This window comes from Streptococcus sp. Marseille-Q6488, from assembly GCF_946902925.1.
In the GTDB taxonomy this organism is placed as follows: Bacteria; Bacillota; Bacilli; order Lactobacillales; family Streptococcaceae; genus Streptococcus.
In genome coordinates this window covers 178,513-193,375 of the sequence record NZ_CAMPPZ010000008.1, presented here as the reverse complement: position 1 = coordinate 193,375, position 14,863 = coordinate 178,513, and the positions used below count along the sequence as shown (strand labels likewise).

The 14,863-nt window shown below is 41.8% G+C and carries 15 protein-coding genes; 6 read left to right on the top strand and 9 right to left on the bottom strand.

Translation table 11 applies throughout. From position 1 onward, the window contains the following. Positions 1–187: 187 nt before the first annotated feature. Both rpsI and rplM read right to left on the bottom strand, forming a co-directional pair. The gene (gene rpsI, locus OVN23_RS04190; RefSeq protein WP_000075973.1) at positions 188–580 is read right to left on the bottom strand and encodes a 30S ribosomal protein S9; all 393 of its coding nucleotides are present in this window, start codon (positions 578–580) and stop codon (positions 188–190) included. An 18-nt stretch (positions 581–598) separates the two neighbouring features. After that, a complete protein-coding gene (gene rplM / locus OVN23_RS04185) occupies positions 599–1,045 on the bottom strand; it encodes a 50S ribosomal protein L13 (protein ID WP_001044624.1) in 447 nt (148 codons plus the stop codon). 359 nt (positions 1,046–1,404) lie between these two features. On the opposite strand from rplM, the gene OVN23_RS04180 reads away from it, so the two are divergent. Continuing rightward, a complete protein-coding gene (locus tag OVN23_RS04180; protein ID WP_000886035.1) occupies positions 1,405–1,722 on the top strand; it encodes a DUF960 domain-containing protein in 318 nt (105 codons plus the stop codon). A 45-nt stretch (positions 1,723–1,767) separates the two neighbouring features. Here OVN23_RS04180 and folK read toward each other — a convergent pair whose 3' ends face one another. The 6 genes from folK to OVN23_RS04150 form a co-directional block, all read right to left on the bottom strand. Further along, on the bottom strand, positions 1,768–2,580 hold the full coding sequence (gene folK, locus OVN23_RS04175) for a 2-amino-4-hydroxy-6-hydroxymethyldihydropteridine diphosphokinase (RefSeq protein ID WP_267240622.1): 813 nt from the start codon (positions 2,578–2,580) through the stop codon (positions 1,768–1,770). A 158-nt stretch (positions 2,581–2,738) separates the two neighbouring features. Further along, entirely contained in the window at positions 2,739–3,293 is a 555-nt protein-coding gene (gene folE / locus OVN23_RS04170) for a GTP cyclohydrolase I FolE (protein ID WP_061827444.1), read from the bottom strand. After that, positions 3,274–4,596, bottom strand: a complete 1,323-nt coding sequence (locus OVN23_RS04165; RefSeq protein ID WP_173218034.1) for a bifunctional folylpolyglutamate synthase/dihydrofolate synthase — start codon at positions 4,594–4,596, stop codon at positions 3,274–3,276. Before OVN23_RS04165 ends, folE begins: the two co-directional genes overlap by 20 nt. A gap of 1 nt (position 4,597) precedes the next feature. After that, a complete protein-coding gene (folP, locus tag OVN23_RS04160; protein WP_173253116.1) occupies positions 4,598–5,575 on the bottom strand; it encodes a dihydropteroate synthase in 978 nt (325 codons plus the stop codon). 244 nt (positions 5,576–5,819) lie between these two features. Next, positions 5,820–6,527, bottom strand: a complete 708-nt coding sequence (locus tag OVN23_RS04155; protein WP_267240621.1) for a CPBP family intramembrane glutamic endopeptidase — start codon at positions 6,525–6,527, stop codon at positions 5,820–5,822. A gap of 104 nt (positions 6,528–6,631) precedes the next feature. Further along, entirely contained in the window at positions 6,632–8,050 is a 1,419-nt protein-coding gene (locus OVN23_RS04150; protein WP_000359263.1) for an NCS2 family permease, read from the bottom strand. 189 nt (positions 8,051–8,239) lie between these two features. Here OVN23_RS04150 and OVN23_RS04145 point away from each other — a divergent pair, with 189 nt between their 5' ends. The 5 genes from OVN23_RS04145 to OVN23_RS04125 all read left to right on the top strand — a co-directional run bounded on the left by OVN23_RS04145 (position 8,240) and on the right by OVN23_RS04125 (position 13,303). Continuing rightward, a complete protein-coding gene (locus OVN23_RS04145; protein ID WP_267240620.1) occupies positions 8,240–9,052 on the top strand; it encodes a Cof-type HAD-IIB family hydrolase in 813 nt (270 codons plus the stop codon). A gap of 224 nt (positions 9,053–9,276) precedes the next feature. Continuing rightward, positions 9,277–10,296: an alcohol dehydrogenase AdhP gene (adhP, locus tag OVN23_RS04140; protein ID WP_261045318.1), complete on the top strand. Its 1,020-nt coding sequence runs from the start codon at positions 9,277–9,279 to the stop codon at positions 10,294–10,296. Between the two features lie 253 nt (positions 10,297–10,549). Next, a complete protein-coding gene (locus OVN23_RS04135; protein WP_267240619.1) occupies positions 10,550–11,539 on the top strand; it encodes a PTS sugar transporter subunit IIB in 990 nt (329 codons plus the stop codon). A 25-nt stretch (positions 11,540–11,564) separates the two neighbouring features. Next, positions 11,565–12,368, top strand: coding sequence for a PTS mannose/fructose/sorbose transporter subunit IIC (locus OVN23_RS04130; protein ID WP_061439868.1), 804 nt, complete (start codon positions 11,565–11,567; stop codon positions 12,366–12,368). 23 nt (positions 12,369–12,391) lie between these two features. Continuing rightward, positions 12,392–13,303: a PTS system mannose/fructose/sorbose family transporter subunit IID gene (locus OVN23_RS04125; RefSeq protein ID WP_267240618.1), complete on the top strand. Its 912-nt coding sequence runs from the start codon at positions 12,392–12,394 to the stop codon at positions 13,301–13,303. A gap of 168 nt (positions 13,304–13,471) precedes the next feature. Here the strand turns inward: OVN23_RS04125 and pepC are convergent, their stop codons facing one another. Continuing rightward, on the bottom strand, positions 13,472–14,806 hold the full coding sequence (gene pepC, locus OVN23_RS04120) for an aminopeptidase C (RefSeq protein ID WP_267240617.1): 1,335 nt from the start codon (positions 14,804–14,806) through the stop codon (positions 13,472–13,474). Positions 14,807–14,863 lie beyond the last annotated feature (57 nt).

Here is a 14,863-nt window from a genome sequence, read left to right as displayed (position 1 = left end):
CGAGTGATTTGAAACGTTGATAGTATCGTATTAATTAACGTTTTGAGCCAACTGGCCTTGTCCGGTTGCAGCCACATTTGCAAGCGACTAAAGTCACAACAACTGTGTCAATTGCACCAATTTAGTAAGAAAGTATAAAAAGAACACCCCGAAAGGTGCTCTTTGTAAGTATAGTAATTCTTTCGAATTAACGTTTACTAAATTGTGATGCTTTACGAGCTTTCTTAAGACCTGGTTTCTTACGTTCAACTTTACGTGAATCACGTGTAAGAAGTCCTGCGCGTTTCAATGAATCACGGAAGTCTGGGTCTACTTGAAGAAGGGCACGAGCGATACCGTGACGGATAGCTCCTGATTGACCAGCGTATCCACCACCTACAACGTTAACGAAAACGTCGTATGAACCTACAGTTGAAGTAACTGCGAATGGTTGGTTGATGACAAGACGAAGGTCAGCGTGTGGGATGTACTCTTCAACATCTTTTTTGTTAACAGTGATTTTACCAGTTCCTGGAACAAGGCGAACGCGTGCAACAGCGTTTTTACGACGTCCAGTACCTGCATATTGTGCTTGTGACATACTTTATTGTTCCTTTCCTTAGATAAGTCCTGAAATATCAAGAACTTCTGGTTGTTGTGCAGCGTGAGTGTGCTCAGCTCCAACAAATACTTTCAACTTCATACCTTGAGCGCGTCCAAGAGTATTGTGTGGAAGCATACCTTTAACTGATTTCTCGATCAAACGTACTGCATTTTTAGAACGAAGTTCACCTGCAGAGATTTGTTTCAATCCACCTGGGTGGTTTGAGTGAGTGTAGTAGATTTTATCAGTTGCTTTTTTACCAGTCAATTTAACTTTTTCAGCATTGATAACAATCACAAAGTCACCTGTATCAGTGTGTGGTGTAAATGTTGGTTTGTTTTTTCCGCGAAGTACGCTAGCAACTACTGCAGAAAGACGTCCAAGTGGTACATCAGTTGCGTCAACTACGTACCATTTACGTTCAACTTGGCCTGGTTTAGCCATAAATGTTGTTTTGTTCATGATTTCTCCTATATATAGTTCGATTTTTGTTTACGGTGATGGGTGTTCCTTCCCATCGAAAAGTATTTGGAAGGTTCCGGGGCCTTTCAAATGGGGTAAACAATACCGCCTACTATAATACCAAATTTCACCCCTAAAAGTCAATAGATATGAAAAATATTTTTCTAAACCGTAACTTCTCAAAGTAACTGAAAGTTATATAATCAAGTTAATTTGGGAATTTACCTATTAACTTCGGGAGATTTTTGGGATTTTTTCCTTATTTCTTCCTGTAGCTAAAATCCTTTTCAAAAAATCACCTTTTCTTGATTTTTAATCCTATTTGCTGTATGATAAGGGAAAAGAAAGGAGGCAAAGATATGGCTTTTACCAATACCCACATGCGGTCGGCTAGTTTTGGCATTGTTACCAGCTTGCCTGATGATGTCATTGACTCTTTTTGGTATATCATCGACCATTTCTTAAAAAATGTCTTTGAATTGGAAGAAGAACTTGAGTTTCAATTGCTCAATAACCAAGGAAAAATTACCTTCCATTTTTCAAGTCAACACCTCCCTACAGCTATTGATTTTGACTTTAACCATCCTTTTGACCCTCTATATCCGCCAAGAGTACTGGTTTTAGACATGGATGGTAGAGAAACTATCCTCCTCCCAGAAGAAAATGACCTATTTTAAAAACTCTAGTCTTCAGTTACAAATGACTGAAAACTAGAGCTTTTTTTATTTTTTCAAAGTATTATACAAGTTGCGGATCGGTTGCTTTAATGTAGGATGGATAAAATGAGGCGCAATTTCCTGTAAAGACTCAAGGACAAAAAGGCGTTCCGCTATGTAAGGATGAGGCAAGATGAGGTCGTCTGTATAAAGGATCTGGTCCTCCACAAAGAGCAAGTCCAAATCAATCAAACGAGGCCCCCAATGTACTTCTCTCACCCGTCCCATCTCTGACTCAATGGCTAACAAGGTCTCTAATAGCACTGGAGCAGGCAACCATGTTTCTACTTCAACCACTTGATTAGCAAAGCTATCTTGCTCCACACCACCCCAAGGCTCCGTCGTCAAGACACTGGACTCTTTGAGAATATGGATACCTTGATTTCGCATTTTCTCAATGGCTTGTTTCAAGTTTGCTTGTTTATCTCCCATATTGCTTCCTAGGGCGATAAAGGCTCGTTGCTTGCGGCGATGAATGGTTACCGAGCAAGTATCTAGTGGCAAATGCACCGGTGCCCAAGGTTTTTTCAGTTCCAGCTTCATTTCTTGGACAAGAGGATAAGCCTCAAAGGTACGTTCTACTAGTTTGTAGGCTACCGTTTCAATCAAGTCCTCAGTTGTTTCCTGAAACCAAGTCGTCCACTGCTGACACAGTTCTCCATAATGGACAGAGGCTGTTAAATCCAAATCTGTCGCCGCCTTGGTCATATCATAGAATAGGATAGCTGAAACGACAAACTTTTGCCCCAATTCTTTCTCACTCGGAAAAAGACCATGATAGGCAAAAATTTCCAAATCCTTAATCTGCAGTTGATCCATAATGATTCCTTTCTCGAAAAATCCGCCCAAAGCGGATTCTTTTTATACTCAATGAAAATCAAAGTGCAAACTAGGAAGCTAGCCGCAGGCTGCTCAAAACACTGTTTTGAGGTTGCAGATGAAAGCTGACGTGGTTTGAATTTGATTTTCGAAGAGTATTATAGTCCCATTAAACGATAAGCCTGATCACGGAGGTCCTTATCTGTTTCAAATAGACCACGAGCTACTGTCGTCAAGGTGGCAGTGCCCGGTTTTCTGACACCACGCATGCTCATACACATATGTTCCGCCTCAATGACAACAAAGGCTCCTTTAGCGCCTAGATACTCCATCAAGGCATCAGCCACTTCGATATTCAACCGTTCTTGAATTTGTGGCTTTTTAGAATAAACTTCAACCGTACGAGCTAGCTTAGACAAACCTGCCACACGGCCATCTGGAATATAGGCAATATGCGCTCTACCATAAAATGGCAAGAAGTGGTGTTCACACATGGTATGGAAAAAAATATCCTTTTCTACCACCATATTATCGTCAATAATCTCAAAGGATTTTGACAAATGTTCCTCCGCTGTTTGACCAAGACCTGAAAAAATCTCTTGGTACATACGGGCTACACGAGCAGGTGTTTCCTGCAAGCCCTCGCGATTAACGTCCTCTCCGACAGCCTCGATAATCATTTTTACAGCTGCTTCAATCTTTTGTGTATCCATTCTCATTCTTCCTCTCCATCAGATAGGCTCTCACTTGGCTCAAGAAATACAAGGAACCCGTGACAATCCTAACTGTTTGTTTCTCTTCTTTTTTATCTGTCAATTTCTGCTCTAGAAAATCCTGCCAACCTTGGTAGTTGAGATTCCTAGACTTAGCTGCCTCTTCCAACACGCTTTCATCAGTCGCCCGACTATCTTCAAAATGTGTCAGAGTAAGCTCGGTATCTGGCATTGTCCCCAGCAAGTCCAACATATCCTCCAAGGCCTTGGTTTTGATACAAGTAAAGAGGATTTCCTTATGATAATCCGCAAAGCGTTCTTGCAAGGTTGCCAATAAGGCCTTGATAGCATGGGGATTGTGGGCCCCATCCAAAATCATCAGGGGGTCTCTCGACACAACTTCCAAACGCCCTGGCCAACTTGCTTCTTCCAAGGCTTGACCAAGTAGGTCATTGCTTGCTAGCTCTCGACCATCTTCTAAACAAAAAGTATCAAGTAAAGCTATGGCCATCCCAGCATTCTCTATCTGGTGCAAGCCAAGCAGGCTAGTCTGGAAGCGACCTTGTCTGACAGCACTTGTATAGTCAAAGACTTCCCCTGTCACCACACTTTCTTGATGGCTGACCTGATAATCTGTCCCGTAGGCAAATCTCAGTGCATCTTTCCCTTCCGCAATGCAGTCAATCATAGCCAAAGCTTCTGGAGCAATACGCCCTGTTACCAAGGGAATCCCTTGTTTGATAATACCTGCTTTCTGCTCTGCTATGGCATCCAAGGTGTCACCAAGTAGGGCCACATGATCCAGTCCAATAGTGGTGATGCCTGTCAAAATGGGCTGGCAGACATTGGTACTATCTAAAAGTCCACCCATGCCGACTTCCATGATAGCCACGTCTACTTGCTCCGAGGCAAAGTAATCATAGGCTATAGCTGTGATAATCTCAAACTCGGTTGTCCCCTGCAAATTGGCGGCCGTTTCTCCCTCCAGCAAAGACTGATAGTCTGCCATGAGGGCTTCTAGCCTCGCTTCTGGGATAGATTCTCCATTGATGCTAATCTGGTCTGTGTAATGAATGAGATAGGGCGAGCTGAACACCCCAACTCTCAGCCCCATCTTTTCTAGCATATTTTTCAAAAAAGCAATGGTCGAACCCTTGCCATTGGTCCCTCCGATATGGATAACCTTGAGTTTGAGATGGGGATTGCCACGCAAAGCTAACAGTTCCACCATTCGTTCCAAGCCAAAATGCGGTTGATCCGTCCGATAGTGGGCAATCCACTGATTGTTTTCAATTTCTTTCATCTTATTTATATTGTTTTAAATCTAAATTTTCCGCTTCATCAGCCAGACGAATGGCGGAGGCAATTTCAACTGCCATCCTGTGACTAGCTACATCATGCACGCGCACCACTTCCACACCCTGTCTTGCAGCGATACTAGTTACATGAGCCGAAGCCGTATCTCGATTGCGGAAACCAAGCTCTGTCTCAGGATTGACTTCAAAACCATTTTCTTCTAGGATATTGATGACAAATCGCTTGCGCGACACTCCAAGAAAGATTGGATAGCCCTTCTGATGTAGTTTATCCAAGTCCCGTAAAAGAAGCAGATTTTCTTTCTTGGTCAGACCAAAGCCAATTCCTGGATCCAACAGGATATTTTCTGGTACAATACCAGCTTCGTCCGCTCTCGCTAATGCTCGTTCAAAGAAAGCCTCCATCAAGTCTTCGATTGGCAATTTTTCGAAGTCAGCTAACTCTTCCTCTGTAAAAGCTTGATTAAATCCAAAATGAGGGAATATGAGCGAGCTAGGATGCTGAGGTCGAGCCATAACTGGATTAAACATGATGACTACTTTCGCTCCAGCCTTAGCTACCACATGGGCCATTTTTTCATCACCCATAAGACCAGTGATATCATTGACTAGATTGGCACCAGCAGCCAAAGCAGCCTCTGCCACCTGACTCTTCCAAGTATCAATAGAAATGAGGACATCACTTTCCTTGCGAATCGCTTTAATCACTGGAACAACACGCTGGATTTCCTCTTCTATCTCAACAACATAGCTACTTCCCGGCCGAGTCGATTCTCCGCCGATATCTAGCATACTAGCCCCTTCGGCTATCAATTTACGAGCCTGCTGGAGCGCTTGCTCAAGAGCAAAAAATTGACCACCGTCCGAAAAAGAGTCTGGGGTTACATTGATAATTCCGCAAATAGCTGTCTTTGCATGATTGGCTTTACTTGACATATCGGTCACTCCCTCAAGGCTTTTCACCATATTATTTCTCTATTTTACCATAAAAAGAAAAAGATGGACACGATTGCATTCATCTTTTTCCCAGTAGAAACAAGTAAGCAATTGTCAATAATCTTATACTCTTCGAAAATCTCTTCAAACCACGTCAACGTCGCCTTGCCGTATATATGTGACTGACTTCGTCAGTCTTATCTACAACCTCAAAACAGTGTTTTGAGCAGCCTGCGGCTAGTTTCCTAGTTTGCTCTTTGATTTTCATTGAGTATTAAATAGAAATCCCTAATGTCCGACTCATGATCACCACAAGAGCCAACAAACAGAAAAAAACTCCATTAACAATCATGTGAAGTAAGATAGACATTTCCAAACGTTGGGTTTTATAAACTGTCCAAGTTAGCACAGTTGACATTCCTCCATAGATAAGAAGAGAAGGTAGATTTGTCGGTAAATGAAGCAAGGCAAAGATAATAGCACCGACTATATAACCCACATTTTCTTTACCACGAAAGAGTTTTTTAGGAATCACTCCTCGACATAAAATCTCCTCACAAATAGGAGCTATTAGAACCAGTAAGAAAAAACTGGAAATTAAGGAACTATTCTGGACCAAATCATTAATATTTGATTGATTGCTGGTTGTTGTTTCATTCATCAAATGAAGTAAGACCACACCAAGAATATTAAAGGCAAGAATCACTAGATAGCTTAAGGCCAATCTAGCCAAATCCTTAGCCTTGAAAAACGATAAACCAAAACTAGCCAACTGTGTTTTCTTAGCACCTATTATAAATACAGTTAAAACCACAAGAGATAAGGTCCCTACTAATAGTCCAGTTTGAAGCAGTGGAAATTTTCTGCTAGTTAGAAAAGTTGCTAGGGCTAAAGGAAACTGAGAAAACAAAAGCCCTACTAGAAAGATTATTAACCACTTCCCCCTGTTTAATACTTCACCCCAAATATTCTTTTTTATCATCAATCATACTCCTACCATTCAATCAAAATCACCTACCTAGTTTGAAGCAATTTTCAAGTAACTATAATATAAAAAGGGGAGAACCCCTTTTTATATTATAGCATTTATAGGGCCATGCTGATGTAGTTAAGGATAAACAAGGCATCCAAAATCCAAATCATGACATGAACATCTTTAGCTTGGCCTTTGACAAGCTTAGTCAAAGTGTAAGTCAAGAAACCAACTGCAATCCCTTGAGTGATAGAGTAGCTGAATCCCATAAAGATAGATGTGAAGAAAGCAGGAACCGCTTCAGACATATCGTCCCAATGGATATTTTTCAAGCTAGCCAACATCATAATCCCAACAATAATCAAGATTGGAGCTGTAGCGGCTGTTGGTACAATCGCTAGAAGTGGGCTAAAGAAGCTTGAGATCGCAAAACAGATTGCCACGACCAAGGCTGTCAAACCAGTACGTCCACCTGCACCAATACCAGCAGCAGACTCAACATAAGTCGTTACGTTCGAAGTACCTGCGATGGCACCAATTGAAGTACCAATCAAGTCAGAGTAAAGAGCCTTGTCTAACTTAGCTGATTGATGATTTTCACCATTTGTCGCTACGATACCAACTTTTTCACCTGTACCGATCAAGGTACCAATTGTATCAAAAATATCTGTCAATGAGAAGGCAAGAATGGCCATCAGAGTTTCAGGCAAGCGAGCTGTATCTGAAACCAAAGCTCCCAAACCTTCTGAACCAAGAGCTGCACCAAAGATTGTCTTCAAATCTTCAAAAGCTGCACCAACATGGTTATTAGCAAAATCGATGCTTGACAAATCTACCAAACCAACTGCAATAGCAAGAACAGTTGTTGTCAAGATAGAGAGGATAATTCCCCCTTTAATCCCTTTGATAACAAAGAAGATTGTGATAGCAAGTCCTGCAAGAGCCACCAAAACAGCTGGATTATTAAAGCTGACCAAGCCTGGAACTGCTGAAGCATTTGCCGCAATGGTTGCTTGCGCTTTGTCAGCCCCTTCTCCTACAACAGTATAGTTGCCTGGATCAATCGTGAATTTCAAAAGTCCAGCATTCTTAATTCCCACGTAAGCAAGGAAGACACCGATACCAGCTGAAATAGCTGAGCGAAGAGCATTTGGAATCGATTCAATGATCATTTTACGAACATTTGTCAAGGTGATAATCAATGAGATAATTCCACAGATGAAGACCATAGCTAGGGCTTCTTGCCATGAATAACCAAGCCCGAATACAACTGTAAAGGTAAAGAAGGCATTGAGTCCCATACCTGGCGCTTGAGCATATGGCAAGTTGGCGTAGAAGGCCATCATCAGGGTACCAGCAACTGCACCGATAATCGTTGCGAGGAATACACCCTGAGCAGGCATTCCTGTTTGCGAAAGAATTTGTGGGTTTACAAAGAGAATATAGCTCATTGCAAAGAAAGTTGTTAAACCAGCAAGAACCTCTGTACGAACGTCTGTACCGTTCTCTTTTAGTTTAAATAATTTGTCCATTATCAATCTCCTTTTAATTTTTACGAACAATAATAGAATTATATCATTTATCATTCACTTTTTCAATATCTTTGTTTGATTTATTTAAGAATTTGATGAAATTTCTTTTTTTGTTTGGAATCTGCTTTTCTGTCTGCTTTTTGTTATAATAGAAGACATCTTATCTGGAAAGACACTAGAAAGGTTCATATGACGAAAAAAATTATTGCACTAGACCTGGATGGAACCCTGCTCAACTCAGACAGTCAGATTTCTGACTTTACCAAAGAAACCATTAAAAAAGTTGCTGAAAAAGGCCATCAGGTTATTATTACGACAGGTCGCCCTTACCGCATGTCAAAAGATTTCTACCGTGAACTAGGCTTAGACACTCCTATGATTAATTTCAACGGCTCCCTTACTCATTTGCCAGACCAAGTTTGGGACTTTGAAAAGTGTTTGACGGTAGACAAAAAATATCTGCTAGACATGGTTCGACGTTCTGAGGACATTCAAGCCGATTTTATCGCTGGAGAATACCGTAAAAAATTCTACATCACAAATCCCAATGAAGAAATTGCCGATCCTAAACTATTTGGTGTAGAAGCTTTCCAGCCTGAAGATCAATTTCAGCCAGAGTTAGTAACCAAGGATCCTAACTGTATTCTGTTACAGACCAGAGCCAGTGACAAATATGCCTTGGCAAAAGAAATGAACACTTTCTACCAGCATCAACTGTCCATCAATACCTGGGGAGGTCCGCTCAATATCCTTGAGTGTACCCCAAAAGGTGTCAACAAGGCCTTCGCCTTAGACTACTTGCTCAAGGTAATGAACCGCGATAAAAAGGATTTGATTGCCTTTGGAGATGAACACAATGATACCGAAATGCTAGCTTTTGCTGGGAAGGGCTATGCCATGAAAAATGCCAATCCAGAGCTACTCCCTTATGCAGATGAGCAAATTTCTCTGACCAATGACCAAGACGGTGTTGCCAAAACCCTACAAGACTTATTCTTATAGTCCATTCTGACCAGCTTGCGAGCTGGTCTTTGTGCTCTTTTCACAGTCTCATCAACCAGTTAATCGATTGTTCTATTTTTTACCCCCAAAACCTTGGAAAAGGCTTTCTTTTGTGATATACTTCACATATAAATACAAGAGAGCTCGTCACACTCGACTCTGTTGACACAAAATCAATCCAGTCCCGTTGTCCCTGTTCTCGGTCAATATAAAGGAGGATAGCTATGAAAGCTGTTGTTGTAAATCCAGAAAGCACTGGTGTTGCTGTTGAAGAAAAAGTGCTCCGTCCACTTGAAACTGGAGAAGCACTTGTAGAAATTGAATACTGTGGTGTTTGCCACACTGACCTCCACGTTGCCCATGGTGACTTTGGTCAAGTACCAGGACGTGTTCTTGGCCACGAAGGTGTTGGTATCGTTAAAGAAATTGCCCCAGATGTGAAAAGCCTTAAAGTCGGTGACCGCGTCAGCGTTGCTTGGTTCTTTGAAGGATGTGGTACTTGCGAATACTGTACAACTGGCCGTGAAACTCTTTGCCGTACAGTAAAAAATGCTGGCTACTCAGTAGACGGTGGTATGGCTGAACAGTGTATCGTAACTGCTGACTATGCTGTCAAAGTTCCTGACGGACTTGATCCAGCCCAAGCTTCTTCTATCACATGTGCTGGTGTAACAACCTATAAAGCTATAAAAGAAGCAAAAGTTGAACCAGGTCAATGGGTTGTCCTTTACGGTGCAGGTGGACTTGGTAACCTCGCTGTTCAATACGCTAAAAAAGTATTCAATGCTCATGTTATCGCAGTCGATATCAACAACGACAAACTTGCCCTTGCAAAAGAAGTCGGTGCTGATGTCGTTATTAACGGCCTCGAAGTTGATGATGTACCAGGACTCATCAAGGAAAAAACTGATGGAGGAGCTCATTCAGCTGTCGTAACTGCTGTATCTAAAGTTGCCTTCAATCAGGCTGTTGACTCCGTTCGTGCCGGTGGTCGCGTCGTCGCTGTCGGTCTTCCTTCTGAAATGATGGAACTCAGCATCGTTAAAACAGTCCTCGATGGAATCCAAGTCATCGGTTCTCTTGTAGGAACTCGTAAAGACTTGGAAGAAGCCTTCCAATTCGGTGCAGAAGGTTTAGTAGTTCCAATTGTTCAAAAACGTCCAGTAGAAGATGCGGTAGCTATTTTCGACGAAATGGAAAAAGGTCAAATCCAAGGACGTATGGTACTCGACTTCACCCACTAATCTAATAAAAACCTATTTTAAAAGTTGGAAGCTTCTTCCAACTTTTTATATTAAATTTTTAAATATGTTTGCAGAAACAATCCCTGAAAACTCAATATATCAACATCTTCAAAGAAAACCTTTTTATATTTTTTACAATTTTATATTAAATACTTAATTTTTTAGTTGATTTTTTATTGAAAACGGTTTATACTTAAACAGTCTTAAAGTTTTCTTAAACGAAAACTAAAACAAAAAAGGAGGAATGACAATAATGAGTATCGGAATCATTATTGCGAGCCACGGCGAATTTGCTGCGGGTATTCATCAGTCAGGATCTATGATCTTTGGTGAACAAGAAAAGGTTCAGGTTGTAACCTTTATGCCAAATGAAGGTCCTGATGATCTATACGCTAAGTTTAATAACGCTGTTGCTGCATTTGACGCAGAAGATGAGGTTCTAGTTTTGGCTGACCTTTGGAGTGGATCTCCATTCAACCAAGCTAGTCGCGTGATGGGAGAAAATCCTGAGCGTAAGTTTGCCATCATCACAGGACTGAACTTACCGATGTTGATTCAAGCCTACACAGAGCGCCTCATGGACGCTGCTGCAGGTGTAGAAAAAGTCGCTGCTAATATCATTAAAGAAGCCAAAGATGGCATCAAAGCTCTTCCAGAAGAGCTAAACCCAGTTGAGGAAGTAGCAAGCGCTGCAGCTGCTCCAGTTGCCCAAGCTGCTATTCCAGAAGGAACTGTTATCGGAGATGGAAAACTCAAGATTAACCTTGCCCGTCTGGACACTCGTTTACTTCACGGTCAGGTTGCAACTGCTTGGACTCCAGATTCAAAAGCAGACCGTATCATCGTTGCTTCAGATACCGTGGCTAAAGACGATCTTCGTAAAGAGCTCATTAAACAAGCAGCTCCAGGTAATGTCAAAGCTAACGTGGTTCCAATTCAAAAATTGATTGAGGTCTCAAAAGATCCGCGTTTTGGAGAAACACATGCCCTTATCTTGTTTGAAACACCTCAAGATGCCCTCCGTGCCATCGAAGGAGGCGTGCCAATCAAGACTCTTAACGTTGGTTCTATGGCTCACTCAACAGGTAAAACAATGGTCAACAACGTTTTGTCTATGGACAAAGAAGACGTTGCTACATTTGAAAAAATGCGTGACCTGGGTGTTGAATTTGATGTCCGTAAAGTACCAAACGACACAAAAAAAGATTTGTTTGACTTGATCAATAAAGCAAACGTACAATAATCGATTTTATGAAAGGATTTTAAAGATGTCTATTATTTCTATGGTTTTAGTAGTCGTTGTAGCCTTCCTAGCAGGTCTTGAAGGTATCCTCGACCAGTTCCAATTCCATCAACCACTTGTAGCTTGTACTCTTATTGGGCTTGTAACAGGTCACTTAGAAGCAGGTATTATACTTGGTGGTTCTCTTCAAATGATTGCCCTTGGTTGGGCTAACATCGGAGCTGCCGTAGCTCCTGACGCTGCTCTTGCTTCTGTTGCTGCTGCCATTATCATGGTTCTTGGTGGCGACTTTACTAAGACAGGTATCGGTGTTGCCCAAGCGGTTGCTATCCCTCTTGCAGTTGCTGGTCTATTCTTGACTATGATTGTCCGTACACTCTCTGTCGGATTGGTTCACACTGCTGATGCTTCTGCTAAAAAAGGTGACTTTAAAGCAGTTGAACGCGCTCACTTTGTCGCACTTCTTCTTCAAGGTCTTCGTATTGCAGTCCCTGCAGCACTCCTTCTAATGGTACCAACTGAAACCGTACAAAGCATTCTAAATGCTATGCCTGATTGGCTCAAAGACGGTATGGCTATCGGTGGTGGTATGGTCGTTGCCGTTGGTTACGCTATGGTTATCAACATGATGGCAACTCGTGAAGTATGGCCATTCTTCGCTATCGGTTTCGTGCTTGCTGCCGTGTCAGATATTACTCTAATCGGATTCGGTGCTATCGGTGTTGCTATCGCTCTTATCTACCTTCACCTTTCTAAAACTGGTGGAAATGGTGGCGGAGGGGCCGCAACTTCTAACGACCCAATCGGCGATATCCTAGAAGACTACTAAGATAAGAAAGGACTGAAAACATCATGACTGAAAAACTTCAATTAACTAAATCAGATCGTAAAAAAGTTTGGTGGCGTTCAACTTTCTTACAAGGTTCTTGGAACTATGAACGTATGCAAAACTTGGGTTGGGCTTATACACTCATTCCAGCTCTTAAAAAACTCTACACTAAAAAAGAAGATCAAATCGCTGCTCTTGAGCGTCACCTTGAGTTCTTCAATACTCACCCATACGTAGCTGCTCCAATCATGGGAGTTACTCTTGCACTTGAAGAAGAACGTGCTAACGGTGTGGAAATCGATGACGCTGCTATCCAAGGGGTTAAAATCGGTATGATGGGGCCTCTTGCTGGTATCGGTGACCCAGTATTCTGGTTTACAGTACGCCCAATCCTTGGATCTCTCGGTGCTTCACTTGCCCTTACTGGCAATATCTTGGGACCACTCCTCTTCTTTGTTGCATGGAACTTGATTCGTATGTCATTCTTGTGGTATGTTCAAGAGATTGGATACAAGGCTGGATCAGAAATCACTAAAGATATGTCTGGCGGTATCCTTCAAGACATCACTAAAGGAGCTTCTATCCTTGGGATGTTCATTCTTGCTGTCCTTGTTCAACGTTGGGTAAATATTAAATTTGCTTTCGATGTTGCCAAAGTTCAACTAGATGAAAAGGCTTATATCCATTGGGATAAATTGCCAGAAGGGTCTAAAGGTATCCAAGAAGCATTCGCACAAGTAGGACAAGGATTATCTCAAACACCTGAAAAAGTTACTACTTTCCAACAAAACTTGGATATGTTGATTCCTGGACTATCAGGACTACTCCTTACTTTACTTTGCATGTACTTGCTTAAGAAAAAAGTATCTCCAATCACTATTATCCTTGCACTCTTCGCAGTGGGTATTGTGGCACATGTTCTTCACATCATGTAATCAAACAACTTAAAAGGAACCAGGTTCTAAGCCTGATTCCTTTTTTCTATGCTTTTATACTCTTCGAAAATCTCTTCAAACCACGTCAGCGTCCATCTGCAACCTCAAAACAGTGTTTTGAGCAGCTTGCGGCTAGTTTCCTAGTTTGCTCTTTGTTTTCATTGAGTATTATTCTGCCAAGGCTCCCATTGGATCCCAAGGTGCAAGTACGATTGGTTCTGCTTCATAGGCAGCTTGTTCTTCTGCTGTCAGCAATTCCTTACGGACAACGATTTGGTATGTGTATTCGTCCATCCAAGCGTCTGAGGCAACAAAGTAACCATCTGTACCGACCTTGTCTCCCCATGAATTTTCAACCTTCCACTTGGTTGATTTACCATTTTCGTCCAAGTCAACACCTGTCAAGACCATGGCGTGGGTCATCAAGCTTTCGCTATAGTCCAAACGTCCAGCCTTGTCTTGAGTAAGTTTAATGTCCATGCTTGATTCAAAGTCATAAACATCTGTCGCAAGGATTCCAGCCTTACGGTTGCTGAGCTGGCCGACATCAGAACCAAACCAAACAGTCTCACCTGCTTGCATTTGAGCAATCGCCAATTCTTTCAAACGCTCCATAGGAACGTTGATGTAACGAACTGCACGGCTACCGACAACATTTCCCAACATCTCAACTGTGTAAGATTTTCCGTAAGGTTTATCAGCAGTTGGAGCATTGATAACAGAAACGTAGTCTTCTAAAGGAAGATTGACATATTTCTTGTAAAATTCCTGTGGCGTGATACCTTTTTCGCTTTGGTAGTTGTTATCCTTATCGCGATAAGCAAAGTCAAATTTACGTGGTGGAAGTCCTAAAGACATAGCAAGAAAATTAAAGATTTCTTGCAAGAGGTCTTCTTTCTTATCTTGAACAGTCGCTTGGTCTGCGCCAGAAGCAAGCAAGTCACGCAAAATTTGAGCATCTTGACGAAGCAATTTGTTGAGAATGGCATTTAGCTCACGACTGCTACTAGATGAAGCAGACTCAGGGTAAACTGACTTGGGAACAACACCATATTTCTCAAAGAGAGACACCACCATATCCCATTGACCGCCATCTTGTTGAGGAGTTTGAAGTAAGAATTTAACCTTACGGCTCGTCAATTCTTGGTCTGCAGTCGCAATGACTTGCTCCAAGAACCAGTTTGATTTCTCATACTTGTCCCAGAAGAAAGTGTGGGCTTGTGACAACTCAAAGTTCTCCAATTTGTATTGCGAGATGAGTTTGTGGCGGAAGGTGTTGAGAGCCGCAAACATCCAGCAACGACCAGATGCTTTCTGGTTAGTAACCTTGTCCTTGGTCAAATCCAATGAGAAAACAGATGTGTTGTCTACATGGCTTTGGCGACGTTCCAGAGCTGCAAAAATTCCATTGTGACTAGCAGCATTTTCAATCGCTTGGTATTTGACATTTGCTTCATAGTTGGCAAATAGTTTATCTGTAAATGATTCTTGAATCGCGTTCATAGATTCCTCCTTTTATTCTACAGTCTATTATAACTCTTTTCACAAAGGAAGCAACTA

Bases quoted from the DNA above. Each gene is read 5' to 3' on its own strand.
- adhP (WP_261045318.1), top strand. From the start codon at position 9,277: ATGAAAGCTGTTGTTGTAAATCCAGAAAGCACTGGTGTTGCTGTTGAA.
- OVN23_RS04180 (WP_000886035.1), top strand. From the start codon at position 1,405: ATGGCTTTTACCAATACCCACATGCGGTCGGCTAGTTTTGGCATTGTT.
- rplM (WP_001044624.1), bottom strand. From the start codon at position 1,045: ATGAACAAAACAACATTTATGGCTAAACCAGGCCAAGTTGAACGTAAA.
- folE (WP_061827444.1), bottom strand. From the start codon at position 3,293: ATGGATACACAAAAGATTGAAGCAGCTGTAAAAATGATTATCGAGGCT.
- pepC (WP_267240617.1), bottom strand. From the start codon at position 14,806: ATGAACGCGATTCAAGAATCATTTACAGATAAACTATTTGCCAACTAT.
- folK (WP_267240622.1), bottom strand. From the start codon at position 2,580: ATGGATCAACTGCAGATTAAGGATTTGGAAATTTTTGCCTATCATGGT.
- folP (WP_173253116.1), bottom strand. From the start codon at position 5,575: ATGGTGAAAAGCCTTGAGGGAGTGACCGATATGTCAAGTAAAGCCAAT.
- OVN23_RS04165 (WP_173218034.1), bottom strand. From the start codon at position 4,596: ATGAAAGAAATTGAAAACAATCAGTGGATTGCCCACTATCGGACGGAT.
- OVN23_RS04155 (WP_267240621.1), bottom strand. From the start codon at position 6,527: ATGATAAAAAAGAATATTTGGGGTGAAGTATTAAACAGGGGGAAGTGG.
- OVN23_RS04130 (WP_061439868.1), top strand. From the start codon at position 11,565: ATGTCTATTATTTCTATGGTTTTAGTAGTCGTTGTAGCCTTCCTAGCA.
- OVN23_RS04135 (WP_267240619.1), top strand. From the start codon at position 10,550: ATGAGTATCGGAATCATTATTGCGAGCCACGGCGAATTTGCTGCGGGT.
- OVN23_RS04145 (WP_267240620.1), top strand. From the start codon at position 8,240: ATGACGAAAAAAATTATTGCACTAGACCTGGATGGAACCCTGCTCAAC.
- OVN23_RS04125 (WP_267240618.1), top strand. From the start codon at position 12,392: ATGACTGAAAAACTTCAATTAACTAAATCAGATCGTAAAAAAGTTTGG.
- OVN23_RS04150 (WP_000359263.1), bottom strand. From the start codon at position 8,050: ATGGACAAATTATTTAAACTAAAAGAGAACGGTACAGACGTTCGTACA.
- rpsI (WP_000075973.1), bottom strand. From the start codon at position 580: ATGTCACAAGCACAATATGCAGGTACTGGACGTCGTAAAAACGCTGTT.